Below are 17,362 nucleotides of genomic sequence, written 5' to 3'. Positions count from 1 at the left end.
TTAATATTAAAAAATAAATATTAATAGTTATTTTAGAAAAAGGATAAAAAAATAGTGGAAATATGATAAAAATATGCCATATTATTAAAAATAAAAAATTGGAAATGAAAATTTAATTTAAAAAATTAAAATTCTAGAAATCTTTTAATATATAAATATATCTATTTTTATTTCATAATTTAGAAAATAATGATAAAATGATATAAAATTGTACAAAATAGGATATTAGAATACTTGATTAAAAGTTTAGGGAAATTTGATAAAAAAATTCATTATAAGAATTATAGTAATAGGTAAAATTTATTAATTTTATTAATAGATAATAATTTTTTAAATATATTATTTATTATTTATTTTCATTATTTATTTTTATTAAAGAAATTAAGAAAATCCGAAAAATAAGATCAATGCATTTTAAGGGCATGGCGAAAAAAAACTTAAGAAAAAAGAGAAATATATAACAATGTTATATTTTTGTTAATAAAAAAAAAGAAAAAATTAAAAAATTAGGAAATTGTAGCTTCCTTAGAAGCTAGCAATTACGTCTCCTAATAATTTAATAGATTCTTCTACGTTTTTACCTACAGGAGATCCTGCTACGTATTGAGTTACACCCATGTCAGCTAATGCTTCAATCTTAGGTATGAACTCATCAGGAGTACCACAAACGGAGAAAGCGTCAAGAGCTTCAGGAGTTACTGCACCAATAGCTCCACCGAAGTTACCTTGTGCTAAGAATTCACCCATTTGTTCGTTGAATCCTTCTGGTAATCCGTGTCTTGCAATTACTGGAGGTGGTGAACCTGCTGCAATAAATGCAACTACGATTTTAGCTGCGTTTTTAGCAGCTTCAGAGTCAGTACCAATGGAAGTAGCAGTGTATGCAGCTACATCGAAATCTTTATCTTGGTCGCCAATTCCTTTTTTAATCATAGGCATAGCAGCTTCATAATCTTTAGGGTTGGAAGCGTTAATTAATACACCGTCAGCGATTTCACCAGCAGTTTCTAACATTTTTGGACCTTGTGCACCCATGTAAATAGGGATTGCGTCTTGTACTTTTTTAGCTCCACCTAAAGCTGCTCCAGCTTCGGTTTTTCCACCGTCTAATAAGGTGGTAATGTCTGCGATTGCTGCTTTAATTGTGGATACAGGTTTTTCCCATGCAATACCTAATGCGTCAAAGGTTGCTTTGTCACCAGGACCAATACCGAAAGTTGCTCTACCGTTAGAGATTTCGTCAATAGTAGCAATTGCGGAAGCGGAAATTGCAGGACTTCTTACGTATGGGTTGGTTACACCAGGACCCATTTTAATGGTTTCAGTGTTTGCTGCAATTAATGCTAAGGTTTCGTATACGTTTTTGTTGTTGTAGTGGTCAGTGATCCATGCGTATTCAAAACCGACGTCTTCTGCTATTTTTACTAATCTTACGAGTTCATCTAATGGTATTTGAGGTACGAATTCTATACCAAATTTCATATTATCACCAATTGTTATTTTGTTGTCGAGCTTATAAAGTATTTGTTATTTGAAAAATATAGAAAGATTTATATATTATATTATAATTTTTATTTTTTAAAAAAAATAATAAACAAAAATGATTTTTTATAATACATAAATAAACAAATTGAATAAAATTAATAATAAATTTTAAAAATCTTCATTCATTAGAAAAAAATAAAAAAATCGATGAGACTTAATAGAATATATAAATAAAAGAAAATGTATTATAGAATTATAAAACAAACAAACACTATTAGATAAATTAAGATTTAAATAGCAAATAATTAATTTTTATACCATAGAACATTTTATATTAAACAAACAAAATTAGCATTTTTCCAAGACAAATATCTTTAGAAGTCTTTAAAAAAAATTACATCAAATGGGGATTTGCTTTAAAAAGTCATGATAAAAACATATTAAATAAAAATTTTAAAAATATATATAAATTATTAATAATATATTAAATATACTAAAAAATTATAAAAATTATAAAAATTAAACAATTAAAAAATTTTATAATTTATAGTTTTTTTATTATATAGTTCTATTAATCAAATAAAGGTAAAAGAATGGAAATTAGAGAATTAACAAAGGAAATCAGAGACAGATCTATAGAATATGCAAAGCCAAAGGACTTGGATAACTTATCTGCCAGCTGGTATCAAGAGGACCTATTATATTCAGGAAAGGGAAAGACAATATTCCTTATTCTACCTACTCCCGGATGCTCTTGGGCTCTTGGACCAAGCGGAGGATGCACAATGTGCAGCTACATCTCAGACTGCTATCTAAAGCCAATAGAAACTTCCAAAATAATCGAGCTCTTTGAAATGGAACTGGGCAAATGGGATTTTGCTGAAGACTATAAAAATGGAGAGAAGATTGCAATAAAGCTATTTGCATCTGGAAGCTTTTTAAACCCAGAAGAACTTCCAAAGGAAGCTAGAAATTACATCCTTCAAAGATTGGCAGACCTGGATGAAATAAGCGAGATAGTCGTAGAGTCCAGACCCGAATATGTAAAAAAAGAGATAATCGATGAAATATTTGAAATAATCGGCGACAAGCTATTTGAAATAAGCATAGGCCTTGAAACTTCAAATGAAGAAACCAGATTAAACAAGATTAATAAAGGATTTAACAATAAAAGCTTTGAAAGGGCAATTGACACCATTAAGCAGTCAAAAGAAAGCTATGACATAAAGTCAAAAGCATATATCTTTGTTAAGCCTATTCTCTTATCTGAAAGTGAAGCCATCGAAGAAGCAATTGAAACTGCAAGCTACTGCGAAAGCATTGGAGTTGATAGGGTTTCATGCTGTCCTGCAACAATCCATAGAGGAACACTTATTGAAAGACTATGGAGAAGAGGCTCATACAATCCTCCTTGGATCTGGTCAACAGTTGAAGTGATAAATAGAATCAGAGAAAATGTGAATATTCCGGCACTTATGGACACCTCTGGATTCGGCTCAAGAAGAGGCCCATACAATTGCAAGAAGTGCAATAAAGAGCTAAAACATAAGATAATTGATTCAAACTTCGACCAAAGCCAAATAGAACATGATTGCAATTGCAAGAGTGAATGGATTGCTGAAGTCAAGTTCTCTAATTTAAACAGGTCAAAAACTCAAACCAAACATTTGCCTTTATATTAAAGATAAAAAATTAAATCAAAAAAACTATACTATAAAAATACTTATATAAATATATAATATTAATTCATAGATTTTATAAAAATTTTAAGAATTATTTTGCAAAATAAATTTAATTTAACTTTTTAAAGAAAAAGGAGGAACAGAATTTGTATAAACAAACTATAATGAGCATAATTGCAATTTTTCTAGGAATAATAGTCATTGCATTCCCTCTTTTAGGAATTATTGCAGCATCTGATATTCTTGGACTATCAGTCTTATTGCTTTCAATTTTCTTGCTCTTAAACGGAATATCTGAAGTGGAATATAACACTACAAAAGGGCTTTTAAATACCATTATTGGACTGATAATGTTGGTTGTAAGCTTAGGATTGATATTCAACCCAAGCATATTTTCATTCTTAACCGCTATAACCATATATCTAGCAGGAATTTTCTTGATAATCATTGGATTGGTTGTGATTGTTGGAAACAGGGAAAATAAGTATAAATTCTGGATGGGAATTATTGGAATTATCTTAGGTGTAATCTATATAATTCTTGGAACTTATATCCACAATTCATTTGTTCTCGGTTCATTGATTGGAATATGGCTAGTGGCTACTGGTATATTAAACTTATTAAGTGACGGTTATTAATTGATTGTCATTTAAATTATTATAAATATTGAATAAATAATAATAAGAGAACTCTTTTAAAATTATTATTTATTCTAAAATCTTTTTTTTATTCAAAAACTATTTCTACAAATTTTAAACGATTTTCTCAATTTTAAACTATCAATATAAATAAAAAGAATTAAAGTAAATATAAGTCAATTTTAAAGAAAAACCTCAGGAATAAGTAATATGATAGCTATAAGTGCAGATTTTGATCCAGTCCATAAGGGACATGAACAACTAATAAAAAAAGGAAAGGAAATAGCTGAAGAGAAGAATTCAAAGCTAGTCATTTACCTTAATAAAGGATATAGTGCAAATCATGCCCCATTTTTTACTCCATTTGATGCAAGATGCAGAATGGCAAAGGCATTAGGGGCAGATGAGGTCGTAGGGGTTGAAGGACTGCACCACAGACTCATTTTATCTTATAGTGTGCCGATTAGGCTAGCTCAAATGCATGAGGATGGAGTTACCGATTATATAACTGCAGCAGACATTAGCTTAGAAGAGATTAAAAACTATGCAGAGCGTTTTATCAATGAAGGAAGCTTTCTTGGAATTCCACAGGACTTTCCAAGCCGCAATGTAATACGTTGGTATGCAATCAATGAGTTTCTATCAAAGAAATTCAACAGAAAGATAGATTTTCATCTTATTCCAGAAGTGAGCTCTCCAAAAAAGATTTCAGGAAGATTTATCAGAAAAGAGATACTCAATAACAATCTGACCATTTCAAAGGAAATAAGGGAATTGCTTCCTAAAACAAGTATAGAAATACTGGAAGAGGAGATAGAAAAGGGAAATGTTCCTGGAAAAAGGAACATGAAAGTGCTTAAGCATAAGATGAACACTTATTCAAGGTCAAATCTGACAAATATTGCATACTTGAACGGAAAGGTAATCAATAGGATAGTGGAAGGGAGATTCTATAAGGAAGATGACGAATCCATCTGGGCAAGCTTCAGAAGGGCAGATTACGGTCCAGTCATGACCCGTCTTGCTGCAAGCTGCATAGAGGAGGAAGTCACTAAAGATGAAGTCCTAAAGCTGATGAGACATTATGAATCAAAAGGAGTAATCCCTCCGGAACAAAATGTGGATAAAATCATTGAAAGGGCTTGGTATGTTGCTTTGGAAGTTGATAAGGGAGTTCCAGCCAAAGAAGCAAATGAGAAGTTTAGAAAGAAAGAAAACTTGAAATTGAATCCTATGCTAAGCCTTGAAGCAGGATTGAATCTTACAAAATTCGAAGCAAAAAAGATTCATGAAGGAATTGAAGCAAAGATCTTTGTGGATAAGGACAATAAGATATCCTGTGAGATTAAGGATAAGAAGATAAAAGTAAAAACCGCTTTAAAGTTGCCATCAATGGAAGTGACTTATCTTAGATACATATTGGACTCAAGGTATATTCCAGTAAGCGGAGAGCTTATTAAAAATAAGAGAAATGATTTTAGAGTTAAAATAACTATTCATGATTATTAAAAAAAAAGAAAATTAGATAAATAAAGGCAAGATTGATTATTTACTTAATAATTATTCTTTATTTTCCCTATTTTTCAAATATTCAAACTTGTCTTTTGTGGCTCGAGCCATGATTTTAGACTCATCTACATTATCTACATTATCTAAAAAGTATAAAACTTCTACTAATTCTTCATATCTTCTTTTAGAAGCTTTTTTTGAACTATCGATTCTTGACTTGGAAGATCTTTCAAAATCTCTATTTTCAGTTAGTGAAAGAATCTCCCATAATTCCTCTTCCAAATCTAACTTTTCTGCCAATTCAAAGCTTTCCACTAAAAGAGCAGACACTCCTTTTGTATATGAAGACCTAAGCATCTTTAATTTAGAAACATCACCAATTTTATCACTGATAAGTTTTACATTAATTTTAAAGTCCATTTTATTAATATCAATACCTTTAGAACCAATTTCTTTTTTTATTTTATCTAAAAGGAATTGTGCCTTGCTTCCAGATAGATATATGTTCAATTCATCCGAATTTACCCTGCCAATGATTGCAGAATCAATAAACTTGTCATCGGATAAAATATCTTCAATTTCAAAAACAGTTTTTGGTGAAATATTATTGAAATCAAGGAAAAATCCATTTGTTAAATTGCCATAGTTTTTTGCAATATCTAAAGCAATATCTGGACTGTTTGCAGAAATCAATACATCAGACTCTTTTGCAACATCTTTAAAACTATCTAAAAGGGTTAAATCTAAAGAATTAATTAAGTCTATAGTTTTTTGGGAACGTCCTTCGATAGAACTTAAAATCTCAAAATCCAATGCTAAAAGCAATTTTGATAAGGTATATGAGACTTCACCAAAACCAATAAATCCGAATTTCATACAAACACCCATTAAAAACAATAAAACAATTAAGATTTGAGTAAATTAAAAAATAATTAAGATTTGAGTAAACTAATCATGCAAATTAAAATTATAATTTAGAGAGGATATGAGATCCTTCAGGAAGTCCTAAATCTTTTGAGATAGCATTGCATTTAGTGCAGAACAATACAAAGACATCCTGTCCGTCAAGATCCATTTCAGTCAATCCCTCATAATTTCCCATTCCTTTTGAGATTACAAAAGGAGAATCCAATAGAATTTCCTTAAACTCATCTGATATCATGGATTCGACAACGCCTACAGAGTCAGAGCCTGTAGTGATTAAATCGGCAATCTCATCAAGTCCAGCCTCTAATGCTTCTTCCATGCAGGCATCATTCAATATAGGCCTTTCCTTTACTGCCACTGTAATATCCACATCATATTCCTTTATCTTTTCAATAAGAAGCTTATCAAAGACTATTTCTCCTGTATTATCCACCAAATAAAGAACATTATCATATTTCTTTAAGGCTTCTTCAAATTCATCTATTTTATTTATGACCAATTCTTTCTTCAATCCTTCAAAAATCAATGATTCAAAGTCTGTATCCAAATCAAAAGTGCCGAAATCAAGAATATTCCCTACAATGGCTATCTTAACATAGGTTTCCAAGTCATTATCTTCCTTTAATATTTCCCTAACCATTGGCATTAGAGACAATGCAATTTCATTTCCCTCTTTCTTTTGATAAAAATATGGATCATAACAGCCAGTTTCCTTTTTGATGTACTGATGAATCCTTGTTCCTGTAGCATTTGAAGACAATTCCTTAGAGAAGTTCTCTCCAAGATAAGATAAGACATCTTGAATAAGTCTGAATTTAAGCTCCTCATCATCTGTTGAAAGTTCAATCGCCTCTCTTGCCTGCCTTAAAAAGCATGGACCGCATTCGTAATAGACTTTAATAATATCACTACCAATTAAAATTAGAATATCTTTTTAAATTTATTTATATCAATTAAAGATTTATAATTATTGATTATATTTATTGATTTAAATTATTAAAATTATTGAAAAAATAGTTTGATTGTTAAAAAATATGGAAGAAAAAATAGCTTAAAATAGTTCTAAAAAAGACAATTTGGGCAAAAAATAAGCTTAAAATAGTTCTAAAAAAGACAATTAGGTAAAAATAGCTTAAATTAACTAAAAATAATTAAAAATAAGTAAAAAGAGTTAAAAGGATAATAAAAAATTTATCCTCCGTAAATGATTTGAATAAACTCGATTTCATCACCATCTTCAATTGTTTCCTCTTCAATAACTATTTCACCATTCTTTTTAGTTACCATAGTCTCACTAGATAAATCCAAATCATCCAATAATTTTTTAATTGTTAACTCTCCATCTATTTCTCTCTCTTCAACATTATCCTTGATTTTTAACTTAAAACTCATAAAATTATCCTCCAATCAATTTAATTTATTGTCTTTAATTAATATATCATCATATTTAATTATATAACAATTGTTAATAAATCTTACTATTTAAACTTGCATAAAATCTAAAAATGAAAAATAGAAATGAAATCATTAGGTTCAAAGAACAATGATTATTAATCCAATTCTTCCAAGAAGGTACAGGCCCTGCATAATCTATTGGAAGAAGGCTCTCCACAACGTTCACATCTTTTGTAAACAAAATTGGATTTAAACTCTTCCTTAATGGCTGGTCTCATCTTATCAAATCCCCGAAGGGTTGAATACATTATGGTAGGATGATCCTTTGTTAGGTCTTTTAGAATATTGGAAATTTCCATTCTGAATGACTCCTCTGCATATGGACAGCCTGCAAGGTGAATATCCAATCCTTTTGCAATAGCATAAAGACCTATTTCCTTTTCTGGAATTTCCCTAAGTGGCTTTATCTTAACTGTAAACAATTCATCATTAGATTCTGTCTTAGGACCAATCTTAGCAAGGTTTTCAGTATTCCCCTCAAGATAATTCATTAAGATAGCTTGAGTCTCATCATCCAGATTATGGCCTGTTGCTATTTTAGTTGCTCCAAAGTCCCTTGCAGCCCTATTGATTATCCATCGCCTGAATACACCGCAATAGGTACATGATCCTCTGTGGTTTTCTTTGGCCATGATTTCATCCAAATCAATTCCAAAACTTTCCTTAAATGACACTACCTTATGTGGAATTCCAAGTCTCTCTGCATGTGCCTTGGCAATTTCAACTCCATCTTCACGGTATCCTGCAATTCCTTCGTCAATGGTTACGGCACATAAATCTATGATATGCCTTTCACGATAGGAATTAAGAATATCAAGGGTTACTACACTATCCTTTCCTCCGGATAATGCTACTAAAACCTTATCTCCCCTATCAATAAAGTTTTCACGCTTTATGGTTTGGCGAACTTTTTTCTCAATGCTTTCTATGAAACAGTCCTTACATAAGGCCTGTCCAGAAGCCGGTTTTTTTATAATAATCTTTGGATTTCCACATTTAGTACAAGATTGCATATTAAAGTCATCCTTTTAAAAATTAAATAAATTGAATAAATATAATTAAATAAATATGAATAAAATTGAATAAAATTGAATAAAATAGAAAAAATTATAATAACTTATAATAAATTAGAATAAATATAACTGATTTTAACTAAGTAATTGTTTTTAAATAGAGAAATAAAGAATTCTAAGTTTTACATATCTGCAACAAACTCAGCCAACTGATTTAAAGTGCTAACTTCATAAACCTGTGCACCTGCTCCCCTGTATAAAGAAACGCAGCTGTCTACAACATCCCACTTCTTCTTGTCCTCAGGGTTTAGGATAACAAGCTTTTTAGCCATGCTAGACATTTGGGAAACAAGCTCTACACTTGCAGGAACCCCATCAACCTTAGGGCCAGCCCAATCTCTGCAATCTGAAAGGAGAATAATATAAGACTTATTGCTAATGTCAGCCTGTTTCATAAATGACTGGAATGCAGTGTACATATTGGAAGTTCCTCTAACCATCATATTTCTCATACGTAGCAATCTGATTTCTGCAAAAGCATTAACCATATACTTTTCTTTAAGAAATTCAGTAGTTTCTATTGTCCTGTTATCAAATTCAAACATTCTTGAGTCTTTAAATGTCTTTTGGCATGCAAACATCAGCATGAAAAACCAGCTGCTGATCCATTCGCAGGAACCGCTTACATCATTAAGGAAGAGATGCTGCTTTCTATGAGGCTTCTTCTTGACATGGACAAGGTCAATCGGGACCCCTCCATACTTCATGTTCTGCCTCATGGTCCTTCTCATATCAATCTTATTGGAACGAGCCAGTCTCTTTCTTCTTGACTGCTTGTTTGCAATCTTTCTTCCAAGCTCTACACATAATTCAAATACACGCTCATCGTACTTGTTCAGCTTTGATAGGTCACTGTTTAGAATGTCATTGTCCCTTGCAAGGTCCTTGTCCCTGTCTTCAAGAACAGGTCTTCCTGCAAAGTATTCCATAGCCTGCTCAGCACCCATCTGAATCTGCTTTCCTCCTTTACCCTTTTGTTTGGTGATTTTCCATTCATGCTGGGAAAGCTTTCCTTTCATGCTGTTTGGCCTGCTGGATTTATTAAGCTCATCGGTTAGGTTTTTAACCTGCTTTTTAGTGAAGAAACCGTCAAATGACTCATTGAATTTAGGAATGTCATATTTGCTTTTGACATAAATTGAGCGGAATGCATCCTTTAAAGTAGGCAAATCATCTTCCCCAAGAAGAGCATATGCATCTATTGCAGTCTGAGTGGACCTGATGCTTACAGGCATTCCCTTTTTTCTCAAGTCATTTGATAATCTTACGATTCTTTCTGTCATATTTAAACCTTAACGTGCTAGAAATAATTCAAATCATAATGTGCTAAGAAATTATTTAACCCTTAATTTGGTAGAAATAAATTAATTTTTCTATGGAATAAACAGTAAATAATTAGTCATTCATGTATTCATTTCTAAATATCTCTTTAACGACCTTTGCCTTGTCAGGCTCTGTCTTAATGGCTACCCCAACACTGTCCTCCAGTGCGGCATCCACATTCTTATAATCCTTATCCAAATGCATTACAGAGTTTACCCAATCGATTGAAGCTCTTACAGAGGGTTTCTTATTTAGGTTAAAAGTTCTGATTCTATGAACCATATTAACAACCTTTTTAACCAAGCCATCTTCTGCATTTGGCAATCTGGCTTTTACAATAGCCATTTCACGTTCAACTGAAGGATAAGAGATATATAAGAAAAGACATCTGTCCTTAGTCTCCTCAAGGAGATTCCTTTGGGCATTTGAAGTGAGCATCACAACCAAGTCATTCTGAAGGTCAAAGGTACCTAAGTCATTTACAGTAATCTGCTTTTCACCTAAAGCCTGAAGCAGAAAGCTCTCAACCTCTTCATCTGCCTTATCGATCTCGTCAATTAGAAGAAGTGATGGCTTCTCATTCATGAAAGAGGTTAGAAGGGGCCTTCTTATAAAGAAATCCTCTTCGAAGATTGAATCTTCCCCTTTCTTGCTTCCCTTGAATGCTTCAAGATGGAGCAATTGCTTTTGATAGTTCCATTCTCCAACGATCTGCTCAAAGGTAATTCCTTCATAGCACTGAATCCTGAAGAAGTCTCTTTCTAAAGATTGAGCCAAAGCCTTTGCAAGCTCGGTCTTTCCAACTCCAGGAGGTCCTTCAATCAATATAGGCTTATTTAAAGATAAAGATAAAAATACAGAAGTGCTGATCTCCTTATTTGAGATATATCCAGTACTTTCAAGTTTTTTCTCTATTTCTTCAATGGTTAATTCTTCATCTGTCATTTAAAAACCTTTTTTAGTTAATTGTTTAAATTAAACTATTAAAATTATTAAAACATATCAAATATCTAATAAAAGTAATTTTATAAACAAAAAATCATTTTTTTATTAAAAAATATTATAAATTTAAATTTAAAAATATCATATTATATAATATATTAAATTTTAGTTTAATTTATATAAATAATTATTGTTTTATAGTATTAAAACTAATCGAAATTAAGTTTTTTAATTTGAATAGAATAAAATCTGTGATAGAATGAAAAAGAAAAAACTAATTGCAATACTCATTGTTTTGCTCCTTCTCTTTGGAGGGGCCTGCATTTGTACAATGTATATGTGAAATGAAAAAAATTATCAAAATTCTAAATTCCTTAAAACCTCTTGTAAAGTCCTCAGGAGAACAAATCTAAGAAAAAATAAAAAAAAATAGATTTAAAAATAATTAAAAAAATATAGGTCTAAAAATTAAATAAAAAAATATAAAAATAAATATATAACATTGTTATAAATAATATAAATCAAATACAATGGAAACAGAACATGAACGCCAATCCAAAAATACTTCTTTACATTCTAATGATTTCAGCCCTTGGAATAAACACTCCATTAAGCATTGTCGGAATCATCTCACAAATAGCAGAGTATTTCAATACATCAATAGCCATTTCAGGACTCTATGTAAGCTCATTTACATTTACCATAGCCATATGCGGATTGTTCATACCTGTTTTATTTTCAAAATACAATCGAAAAAGAACCTTTGTAAGCATTTTAACAGTGTTTGCAATATCAAACATTGCAATAATCTTTACAAAAAGCATTTACATTGCCTCTTTCTTTAGAATATTATCAGCCATATTTTATCCGGCATTCATATCAATAGCCCTTACAGTTTGCGAAGAAATAGCCCCAAAAGGAGAAGAACAAGATTATATTACAAAAATTCTGCTTGGAATATCAATCGGAAGCATTGTAGGCCTTCCTATAACAACAGGCCTTGGAACAATATTCAATTATCAAGTTGCAATGTCATGGATCTTTGCAATCAATCTATTATCCTTAATATTGATAATCATATTCTTCCCAAAAATCAAAGGCAAGGCTAAAAGTTATGAAATGCCATTTTCCAGTCTTAAATCAAAGGAATTCCTTCTTGCTACAATTGGAATAATGATGATGCCAATAGGAGCAAGCATAGTATATAATTACCAGCCATACTTCCTGCAGGTAGTCAGCCATGTCTACACATATAAACTAAGCATATTCCTATTCATTTATGGACTGTTCTCAATATTTGGAACTTGGCTTGGAGGAAAGTTAATAGCTAAAAGAGACAAAGCAACCATTCTCATTTTCCAATTAATATGTGGAGGAGTGTTTGTACTCCTTTATCTATTTGCAAATTATCTGATTCCAGTCCTAATATTGATTCTAATATTTGGAATCTTAGACGGAATGGGCTACAATCTCATCCAATACATTGAAAGTTCAGTAATCCCAGACAGCCCAGAACTTGCAAACGGAGTGTTTTTAAGCATTTTAAATGGAGGAATAGCTCTTGGAATAGCCATAGGAGGATTCTTGGTAGACGGATTTGGAATAATGTCCATCTTTATTTTCGGAGCACTGTTCTTGCTGCTTGCATTCATCATCCTTTATTACATTATTGGAATAATGAAAATGCCTCTGAAATACTCTTAAAAATGATTGGAATAATAAAAATGCCTCTGAAATACTCTTAAAAATGATTGGAATAATAAAAATGCCTCTGAAATACTCTTAAAAATGATTGGAATAATGAAAATGCCTCTGAAATACTCTTAAAAATAAGAAAAGATTAATGAATGGCAAAAAGATTTACTAATGAAAATAAAAATTTAGGTAAAACAAAATATATATAAGAGTACAAATAAAATGAATATAAATGGTGATTTGATGAATAAAAAAATTACTGTAGACATATTAATGTTCATAGCAATAATAGTGGAATTTCTAAGCCTGCCTATTCTAATTCATGAAATAGTTGGAGTGGGATTATTGTTTTTAATTGCATTACACTTAAAATATAACAAAAGGTATTTTAAAACAATAGGCAAAGGAAAATATAACCTTAAAAGAACTCTAAATCTTATCATAAACATAGGATTGCTTGCTTCCTTATTGATAACCATAATTTCAGGAATCTTCTCTAGCCAAAAGTCATTAAAAGGCATGAAGATAGGAAATCACAAAATTTCACATATTCATAAATCATCTTCATATTTAGTCTAATATTCCTAGTATTGCATTTAGCAGCGACACGAAAAAAATTATTGAGGGAATATAAAAAAAGAACCTATCTTAAATAAACCCTTAAATCAGGACATAAGTAAAAAAAAAAAAAGTAAAAACTAATTTTAAATAAACTCTTGAAATAATTAAACAAAAAAATAAAAAAAAAGAAAATAGTTAAATAAACTCTTCAAGAGCCTTGAATAAATAAAAAAAGTAAAAAAGAATAGTTAAATAAACTCTTCAGGATCCTTAAACAAGTCAAAGTCTTGAACATACTCTTTTCCGGTAAGCATAGCTATTTCTGCCTTTTCAAGTTCCTTACCAAGATATGCCGCATGGTCCAATCTGGTCACAAGCCCTTTTTCAATGATCTCTTCATAGATTTCACTTGCTGTTTTTCCTTCAAAGCTTATGGTTGGCTTTGTCTTCTTGAAGTGAGTTGCCACAATATAGGAATCCTTTACGCTAATTCCATGTTCAACCCTTATCTTAAAGCTTCCTGCCTTATCCCGTACAAACTTGATCGGTCGATCCTGCTTTACTATAGGAACGTTGTCATCCTGCTTCAAGTCAAACCTTTTCTTCTTGTCCTTGAATACAAGAAGGTCAACTCCCAAATCCTTAGGAATGGATTGCCTGTTTTTAGCTAAAAACATCATCTTAGATGCAATTGCCAATTCTCTTACGCTTCCATGAGTCTTTCCGCTCTCCTCTGGAGTGAATAGAATGCTTGCTCCAAGTTCCATAGCAATACCTGCAAGAACTGCATTGGCCCCTACAGAATCTGTATCCATAAGCTCAATCACATTTCCTATTCCAAAGAACATCGGCTTCTTATCCACCTCATGGAAATCATGGAATGCTATTATTGAATCCACAAGACTTGCACTGTTGACTGGGTCCAATATAAGGTCACAGACAACTTCAAGTCCATCACAAGCTTCCACAAGCTTTTGCATAGATGCCACCCTATCCGCGGGACTGTGTGGCACATAGCCTTCAGAGAAGTTTGTAGGCAAAATAACTGCAGGAACATTCTTTTCCTTGAGCAAAGGCAAAATCTCATGGTAATTACCATTGTCTAAACTCAAGATCATGTCAATCCCATGGTTTACAGCAGCTTCAATCTCCTTAGGATTCAATGTATCTATACTTAAAGGCCTGTCTCCCACAATTGGCCTCAATGTATCAATCAAATCGGGAATCTCATCAGACCTGTCCTCACCTGCAATCATACCGATGTCTATCATGTCAGAGCCTGAAGCGACAAAGAATTCGGCCTTTTTAATCAAATCCTCTTTTGACAATATAGGGGCACTTGCTATCTCAGACAATACCCTCATTGGGAAATCCTCACCAACAGGAAGGTTCCTGACAAGAATATTGTTCTCTTTTTTAAGTAGTTCCTCCCTCTTTTCCATGTCTTTTTCAAAGTCTTCAATGAACTTCAAGGCCTGCTTCTTCTTCTCTTCTATGATAAGCTTATCAGCAGGTGTTGACTGGGACAGTTCCAGCTCATCCACAAGGTCCAAGACCATAGCAAGGTCTGCTGCATCTGTAGATGCCTTATAACAAGGAATTCCAAATTCCTCAGCAATCAGGAATGTGTCTTTTCTTATTAAACCTGGAACCAATATCAAATCAATATCATCTAATCTGTCTTCAAAATACTCGTGGATTTCCTTTATAATTTGATTAGGAGTTAAAAAAGCAGCCACTTGAGTCTCTGCTATATGAACTACAGTTTCCTTTTTTGATTTATCCGCCATCTCCTTTACCAAGGGATAGGCCAAGTGTCCGGTTATAATAAGTATCATAAAATTCCCCATCTTTAAAATTCAATAAAAATCATCGAAATTATTATTTTTTAAATTTAATCATCAGTCAAAGGAGCATTTTTAAAATTTAATCATCAACAATAATATTTTATAAATTTAATCATCTCTCAAACGAGCTGTAGCATGTCTATCTGCCCAGCATTGAATGACTACGCCAATAGGAAGCCCTGCTGTATGAGTGTCCATCTTTAGAATCTTCACATCCAATGCAGTGGTTCTTCCGCCAAGACCCATAGGACCTTTTCCATCCTTGTTTATTCTATTCAAGCATTCAAGCTCGACCTCTGCCAATGTTGGGTCGCCATTACGCTCTCCAACTTTTCCAAGAAGAGCCTTCTTTCCTAATTTCAAAGCCATATCAGAGCTTCCGCCGATTCCAACACCTACAACTATAGGAGGGCATGGCTTGCCTCCAGCCTTAAGAGCGGTCTCCACAACAAAGTCCTTAACACCTTCTATTCCTTCAGCTGGAAGTGCCATCTTAAGGGCATTATTGTTTTCAGAGCCAAATCCCTTAGGCATGATTGTAAATTCAATGTAGTCTTCATCTATAAGCTCTATATCCACAATAGGCACTTTATCTCCCACATTGCCAGAGTTAACCCTTGTGATTGGATCCACCACATTTGGTCTGAGAGGCACCTCTTCAGTTGCTCTTGCAACACCTTTTCTTATTCCCTCATAAAGGTTTTCCACTTGAACATTACCAAGCTTTACAAAAATTATAGGTAGCCCTGTATCCTGACACATCGGAATTGACTTTTCTTCAGCAAGTTCAATATTCTTTAAGATAGCTTTAATATTTAGCTGACCAAGCTCACTATCCTCACGTTTTAATGCATCTTCAAGTGCAGATTTAACATCATCTCCAAGGACGATAGCTGCCTGTTTGTATAATTGATAAATAGTATCTTCAATCTGTTTTTCTGTTATCATAAAATCACGAATAAAATTAAAAGAATAATAATTTAGAATAATCTATATAAAATATTTAATTTATTTATTTAAATAATTTATTAAAATTTATAAAAAGAAGAAAAATAAGAAGAAAGAGAATTATTCAAATTTTAAAAATGTCGTTAATAAAACTAAATAAATAGATGGCCCCAATTATTTAATAATTGTTTAATAAAGAAGATAAGGTTTAAATATATAAAATAAGCAAGAATAATGGGGTTTATTAAAGTTCTTTAAAGCGAGTTAAACGAAACTTCAAATCAATCCCAATTTTCATCAATTTCTTCACCTGTAAAGTCTGCAAATATGCATTGTTCCTGAAATTCAGGTTGAATTACAAGCACGGCTTTTTGTTTTTTTGCTATTTCAAAAGCATCTTCAAGATTGCATGGAATTCTATGATGGTCATCACTATTGCTTAGTCGACCATCAACCCATTCTAAACAATTTCCATCTTCATGCCCGGTATATTCATTAAATAATAATTCTTTTTTTATAATCAATGGATCTGACATTATATCACTACCCCTTTTTAAATTTGAATATCTAATCAACCAGACCATCTATCTTTTCAAAAAGTTCATGATAATTTTCGAAAAGATTCCTGAACTCCTCATCATTCTTAGACATAAAAGATATCTTCAATCGATTGTCATTTTGAGAGAATTCCACCTGGTCGGACTTATGGTCGCTATCGAATAAGTCAAAGATTAGTGATTTGATTTCATCATATTTATATTCACAGAGATTATGCTTCCTGCTATGGTTTAAAATGTCCATTGCATGAATAACTCCCTTTTCTTCCCCATCCATACATGTAGATAATCTAATTTTAGTATTCATATAATAGGGAGCCTCTATCTTATCCCTGCGAAGCACAATTGAAATTTTGGATATCACATGATCATCATTGCAATTCTCATTTATGAATTTGAGCAATTGGAACTGTTTTATATTTGCACCATTATTCATGAAAGTCATGGTAATATATTATTTTTAAAAATATTTAAATTTGATGCAGTTAAAAGACAATTAATTAAAAATGAAAAAATAGCTAAAATAGAAAATGTAAAAAATAGTTAAAAAATAGTAAAAATAGTAAAAATAGTTAAAAAATAGTTAAAAAATGTTAAAAAATGTTAAAAAATGTTAAAAAATGTTAAAAAATGTTAAAAAATGTTAAAAAATAATAAAAATAGTTAAAAAATAGTTAAAAAATAGTTAAAAAATGTTAAAAAATAATAAAAATAGTTAAA

At 31.6% G+C, this 17,362-nt stretch carries 16 protein-coding genes; 5 read left to right on the top strand and 11 right to left on the bottom strand.

All coding sequences use genetic code 11. The features are described 5' to 3' along the window. Positions 1 to 525 precede the first annotated feature (525 nt). Positions 526 to 1,482 carry a 5,10-methylenetetrahydromethanopterin reductase gene (gene mer / locus MRU_RS02895; protein WP_012955371.1) on the bottom strand — a complete coding sequence of 319 codons (957 nt, stop codon included), beginning with the start codon at positions 1,480 to 1,482 and terminating at the stop codon, positions 526 to 528. 596 nt (positions 1,483 to 2,078) lie between these two features. Between mer and MRU_RS02890 the strand changes: the two genes are divergently transcribed. The 3 genes from MRU_RS02890 to MRU_RS02880 all read left to right on the top strand — a co-directional run bounded on the left by MRU_RS02890 (position 2,079) and on the right by MRU_RS02880 (position 5,314). Beyond that, complete coding sequence (locus MRU_RS02890; protein ID WP_012955370.1) at positions 2,079 to 3,167, top strand: archaeosine biosynthesis radical SAM protein RaSEA; 1,089 nt, start codon at positions 2,079 to 2,081, stop codon at positions 3,165 to 3,167. A gap of 146 nt (positions 3,168 to 3,313) precedes the next feature. Further along, the gene (locus MRU_RS02885) at positions 3,314 to 3,805 is read left to right on the top strand and encodes a DUF308 domain-containing protein (protein ID WP_227717047.1); all 492 of its coding nucleotides are present in this window, start codon (positions 3,314 to 3,316) and stop codon (positions 3,803 to 3,805) included. Positions 3,806 to 4,006: 201 nt separating this feature from the next. Beyond that, positions 4,007 to 5,314 (top strand): cytidyltransferase, encoded by a 1,308-nt coding sequence (locus MRU_RS02880; RefSeq protein WP_143714290.1) that lies wholly within the window; start codon positions 4,007 to 4,009, stop codon positions 5,312 to 5,314. Between the two features lie 51 nt (positions 5,315 to 5,365). On the opposite strand, the gene MRU_RS02875 is transcribed toward MRU_RS02880, so the two are convergent. The 6 genes from MRU_RS02875 to MRU_RS02850 form a co-directional block, all read right to left on the bottom strand. Continuing rightward, the gene (locus MRU_RS02875) at positions 5,366 to 6,190 is read right to left on the bottom strand and encodes a DUF1932 domain-containing protein (RefSeq protein ID WP_012955367.1); all 825 of its coding nucleotides are present in this window, start codon (positions 6,188 to 6,190) and stop codon (positions 5,366 to 5,368) included. A 91-nt stretch (positions 6,191 to 6,281) separates the two neighbouring features. Next, a complete protein-coding gene (locus MRU_RS02870; RefSeq protein ID WP_048812391.1) occupies positions 6,282 to 7,142 on the bottom strand; it encodes a damage-control phosphatase ARMT1 family protein in 861 nt (286 codons plus the stop codon). A 290-nt stretch (positions 7,143 to 7,432) separates the two neighbouring features. Then, positions 7,433 to 7,633 (bottom strand): MoaD/ThiS family protein, encoded by a 201-nt coding sequence (locus tag MRU_RS02865; RefSeq protein WP_012955365.1) that lies wholly within the window; start codon positions 7,631 to 7,633, stop codon positions 7,433 to 7,435. Between the two features lie 158 nt (positions 7,634 to 7,791). Further along, positions 7,792 to 8,709 (bottom strand): TIGR00269 family protein, encoded by a 918-nt coding sequence (locus MRU_RS02860; protein ID WP_012955364.1) that lies wholly within the window; start codon positions 8,707 to 8,709, stop codon positions 7,792 to 7,794. Between the two features lie 182 nt (positions 8,710 to 8,891). Then, complete coding sequence (locus MRU_RS02855) at positions 8,892 to 10,052, bottom strand: VWA domain-containing protein (RefSeq protein WP_012955363.1); 1,161 nt, start codon at positions 10,050 to 10,052, stop codon at positions 8,892 to 8,894. A gap of 112 nt (positions 10,053 to 10,164) precedes the next feature. Beyond that, positions 10,165 to 11,037: an AAA family ATPase gene (locus MRU_RS02850; RefSeq protein ID WP_012955362.1), complete on the bottom strand. Its 873-nt coding sequence runs from the start codon at positions 11,035 to 11,037 to the stop codon at positions 10,165 to 10,167. Positions 11,038 to 11,577: 540 nt separating this feature from the next. Between MRU_RS02850 and MRU_RS02845 the strand changes: the two genes are divergently transcribed. Continuing rightward, positions 11,578 to 12,738, top strand: coding sequence for an MFS transporter (locus MRU_RS02845; RefSeq protein ID WP_012955361.1), 1,161 nt, complete (start codon positions 11,578 to 11,580; stop codon positions 12,736 to 12,738). Between the two features lie 234 nt (positions 12,739 to 12,972). Beyond that, the gene (locus MRU_RS02840; RefSeq protein ID WP_048812390.1) at positions 12,973 to 13,308 is read left to right on the top strand and encodes a hypothetical protein; all 336 of its coding nucleotides are present in this window, start codon (positions 12,973 to 12,975) and stop codon (positions 13,306 to 13,308) included. 230 nt (positions 13,309 to 13,538) lie between these two features. Here the strand turns inward: MRU_RS02840 and MRU_RS02835 are convergent, their stop codons facing one another. From MRU_RS02835 to MRU_RS02820, 4 genes are all read right to left on the bottom strand, one after another. Further along, the gene (locus MRU_RS02835) at positions 13,539 to 15,128 is read right to left on the bottom strand and encodes a dihydropteroate synthase-like protein (RefSeq protein ID WP_012955359.1); all 1,590 of its coding nucleotides are present in this window, start codon (positions 15,126 to 15,128) and stop codon (positions 13,539 to 13,541) included. Positions 15,129 to 15,245: 117 nt separating this feature from the next. Next, positions 15,246 to 16,085, bottom strand: a complete 840-nt coding sequence (locus tag MRU_RS02830) for a fumarate hydratase (RefSeq protein ID WP_012955358.1) — start codon at positions 16,083 to 16,085, stop codon at positions 15,246 to 15,248. A 281-nt stretch (positions 16,086 to 16,366) separates the two neighbouring features. Next, positions 16,367 to 16,621, bottom strand: a complete 255-nt coding sequence (locus MRU_RS02825; protein WP_012955357.1) for a hypothetical protein — start codon at positions 16,619 to 16,621, stop codon at positions 16,367 to 16,369. Between the two features lie 31 nt (positions 16,622 to 16,652). Further along, the gene (locus MRU_RS02820) at positions 16,653 to 17,087 is read right to left on the bottom strand and encodes a hypothetical protein (RefSeq protein WP_012955356.1); all 435 of its coding nucleotides are present in this window, start codon (positions 17,085 to 17,087) and stop codon (positions 16,653 to 16,655) included. Positions 17,088 to 17,362: the final 275 nt, after the last annotated feature.

Origin of the sequence: Methanobrevibacter ruminantium M1, assembly GCF_000024185.1 — an archaeon.
In the GTDB taxonomy this organism is placed as follows: Archaea; Methanobacteriota; Methanobacteria; order Methanobacteriales; family Methanobacteriaceae; genus Methanobrevibacter; species Methanobrevibacter ruminantium.
Note: the sequence above shows the minus strand (reverse complement) of the source record. Positions and strands in the feature narration are given on the sequence as shown.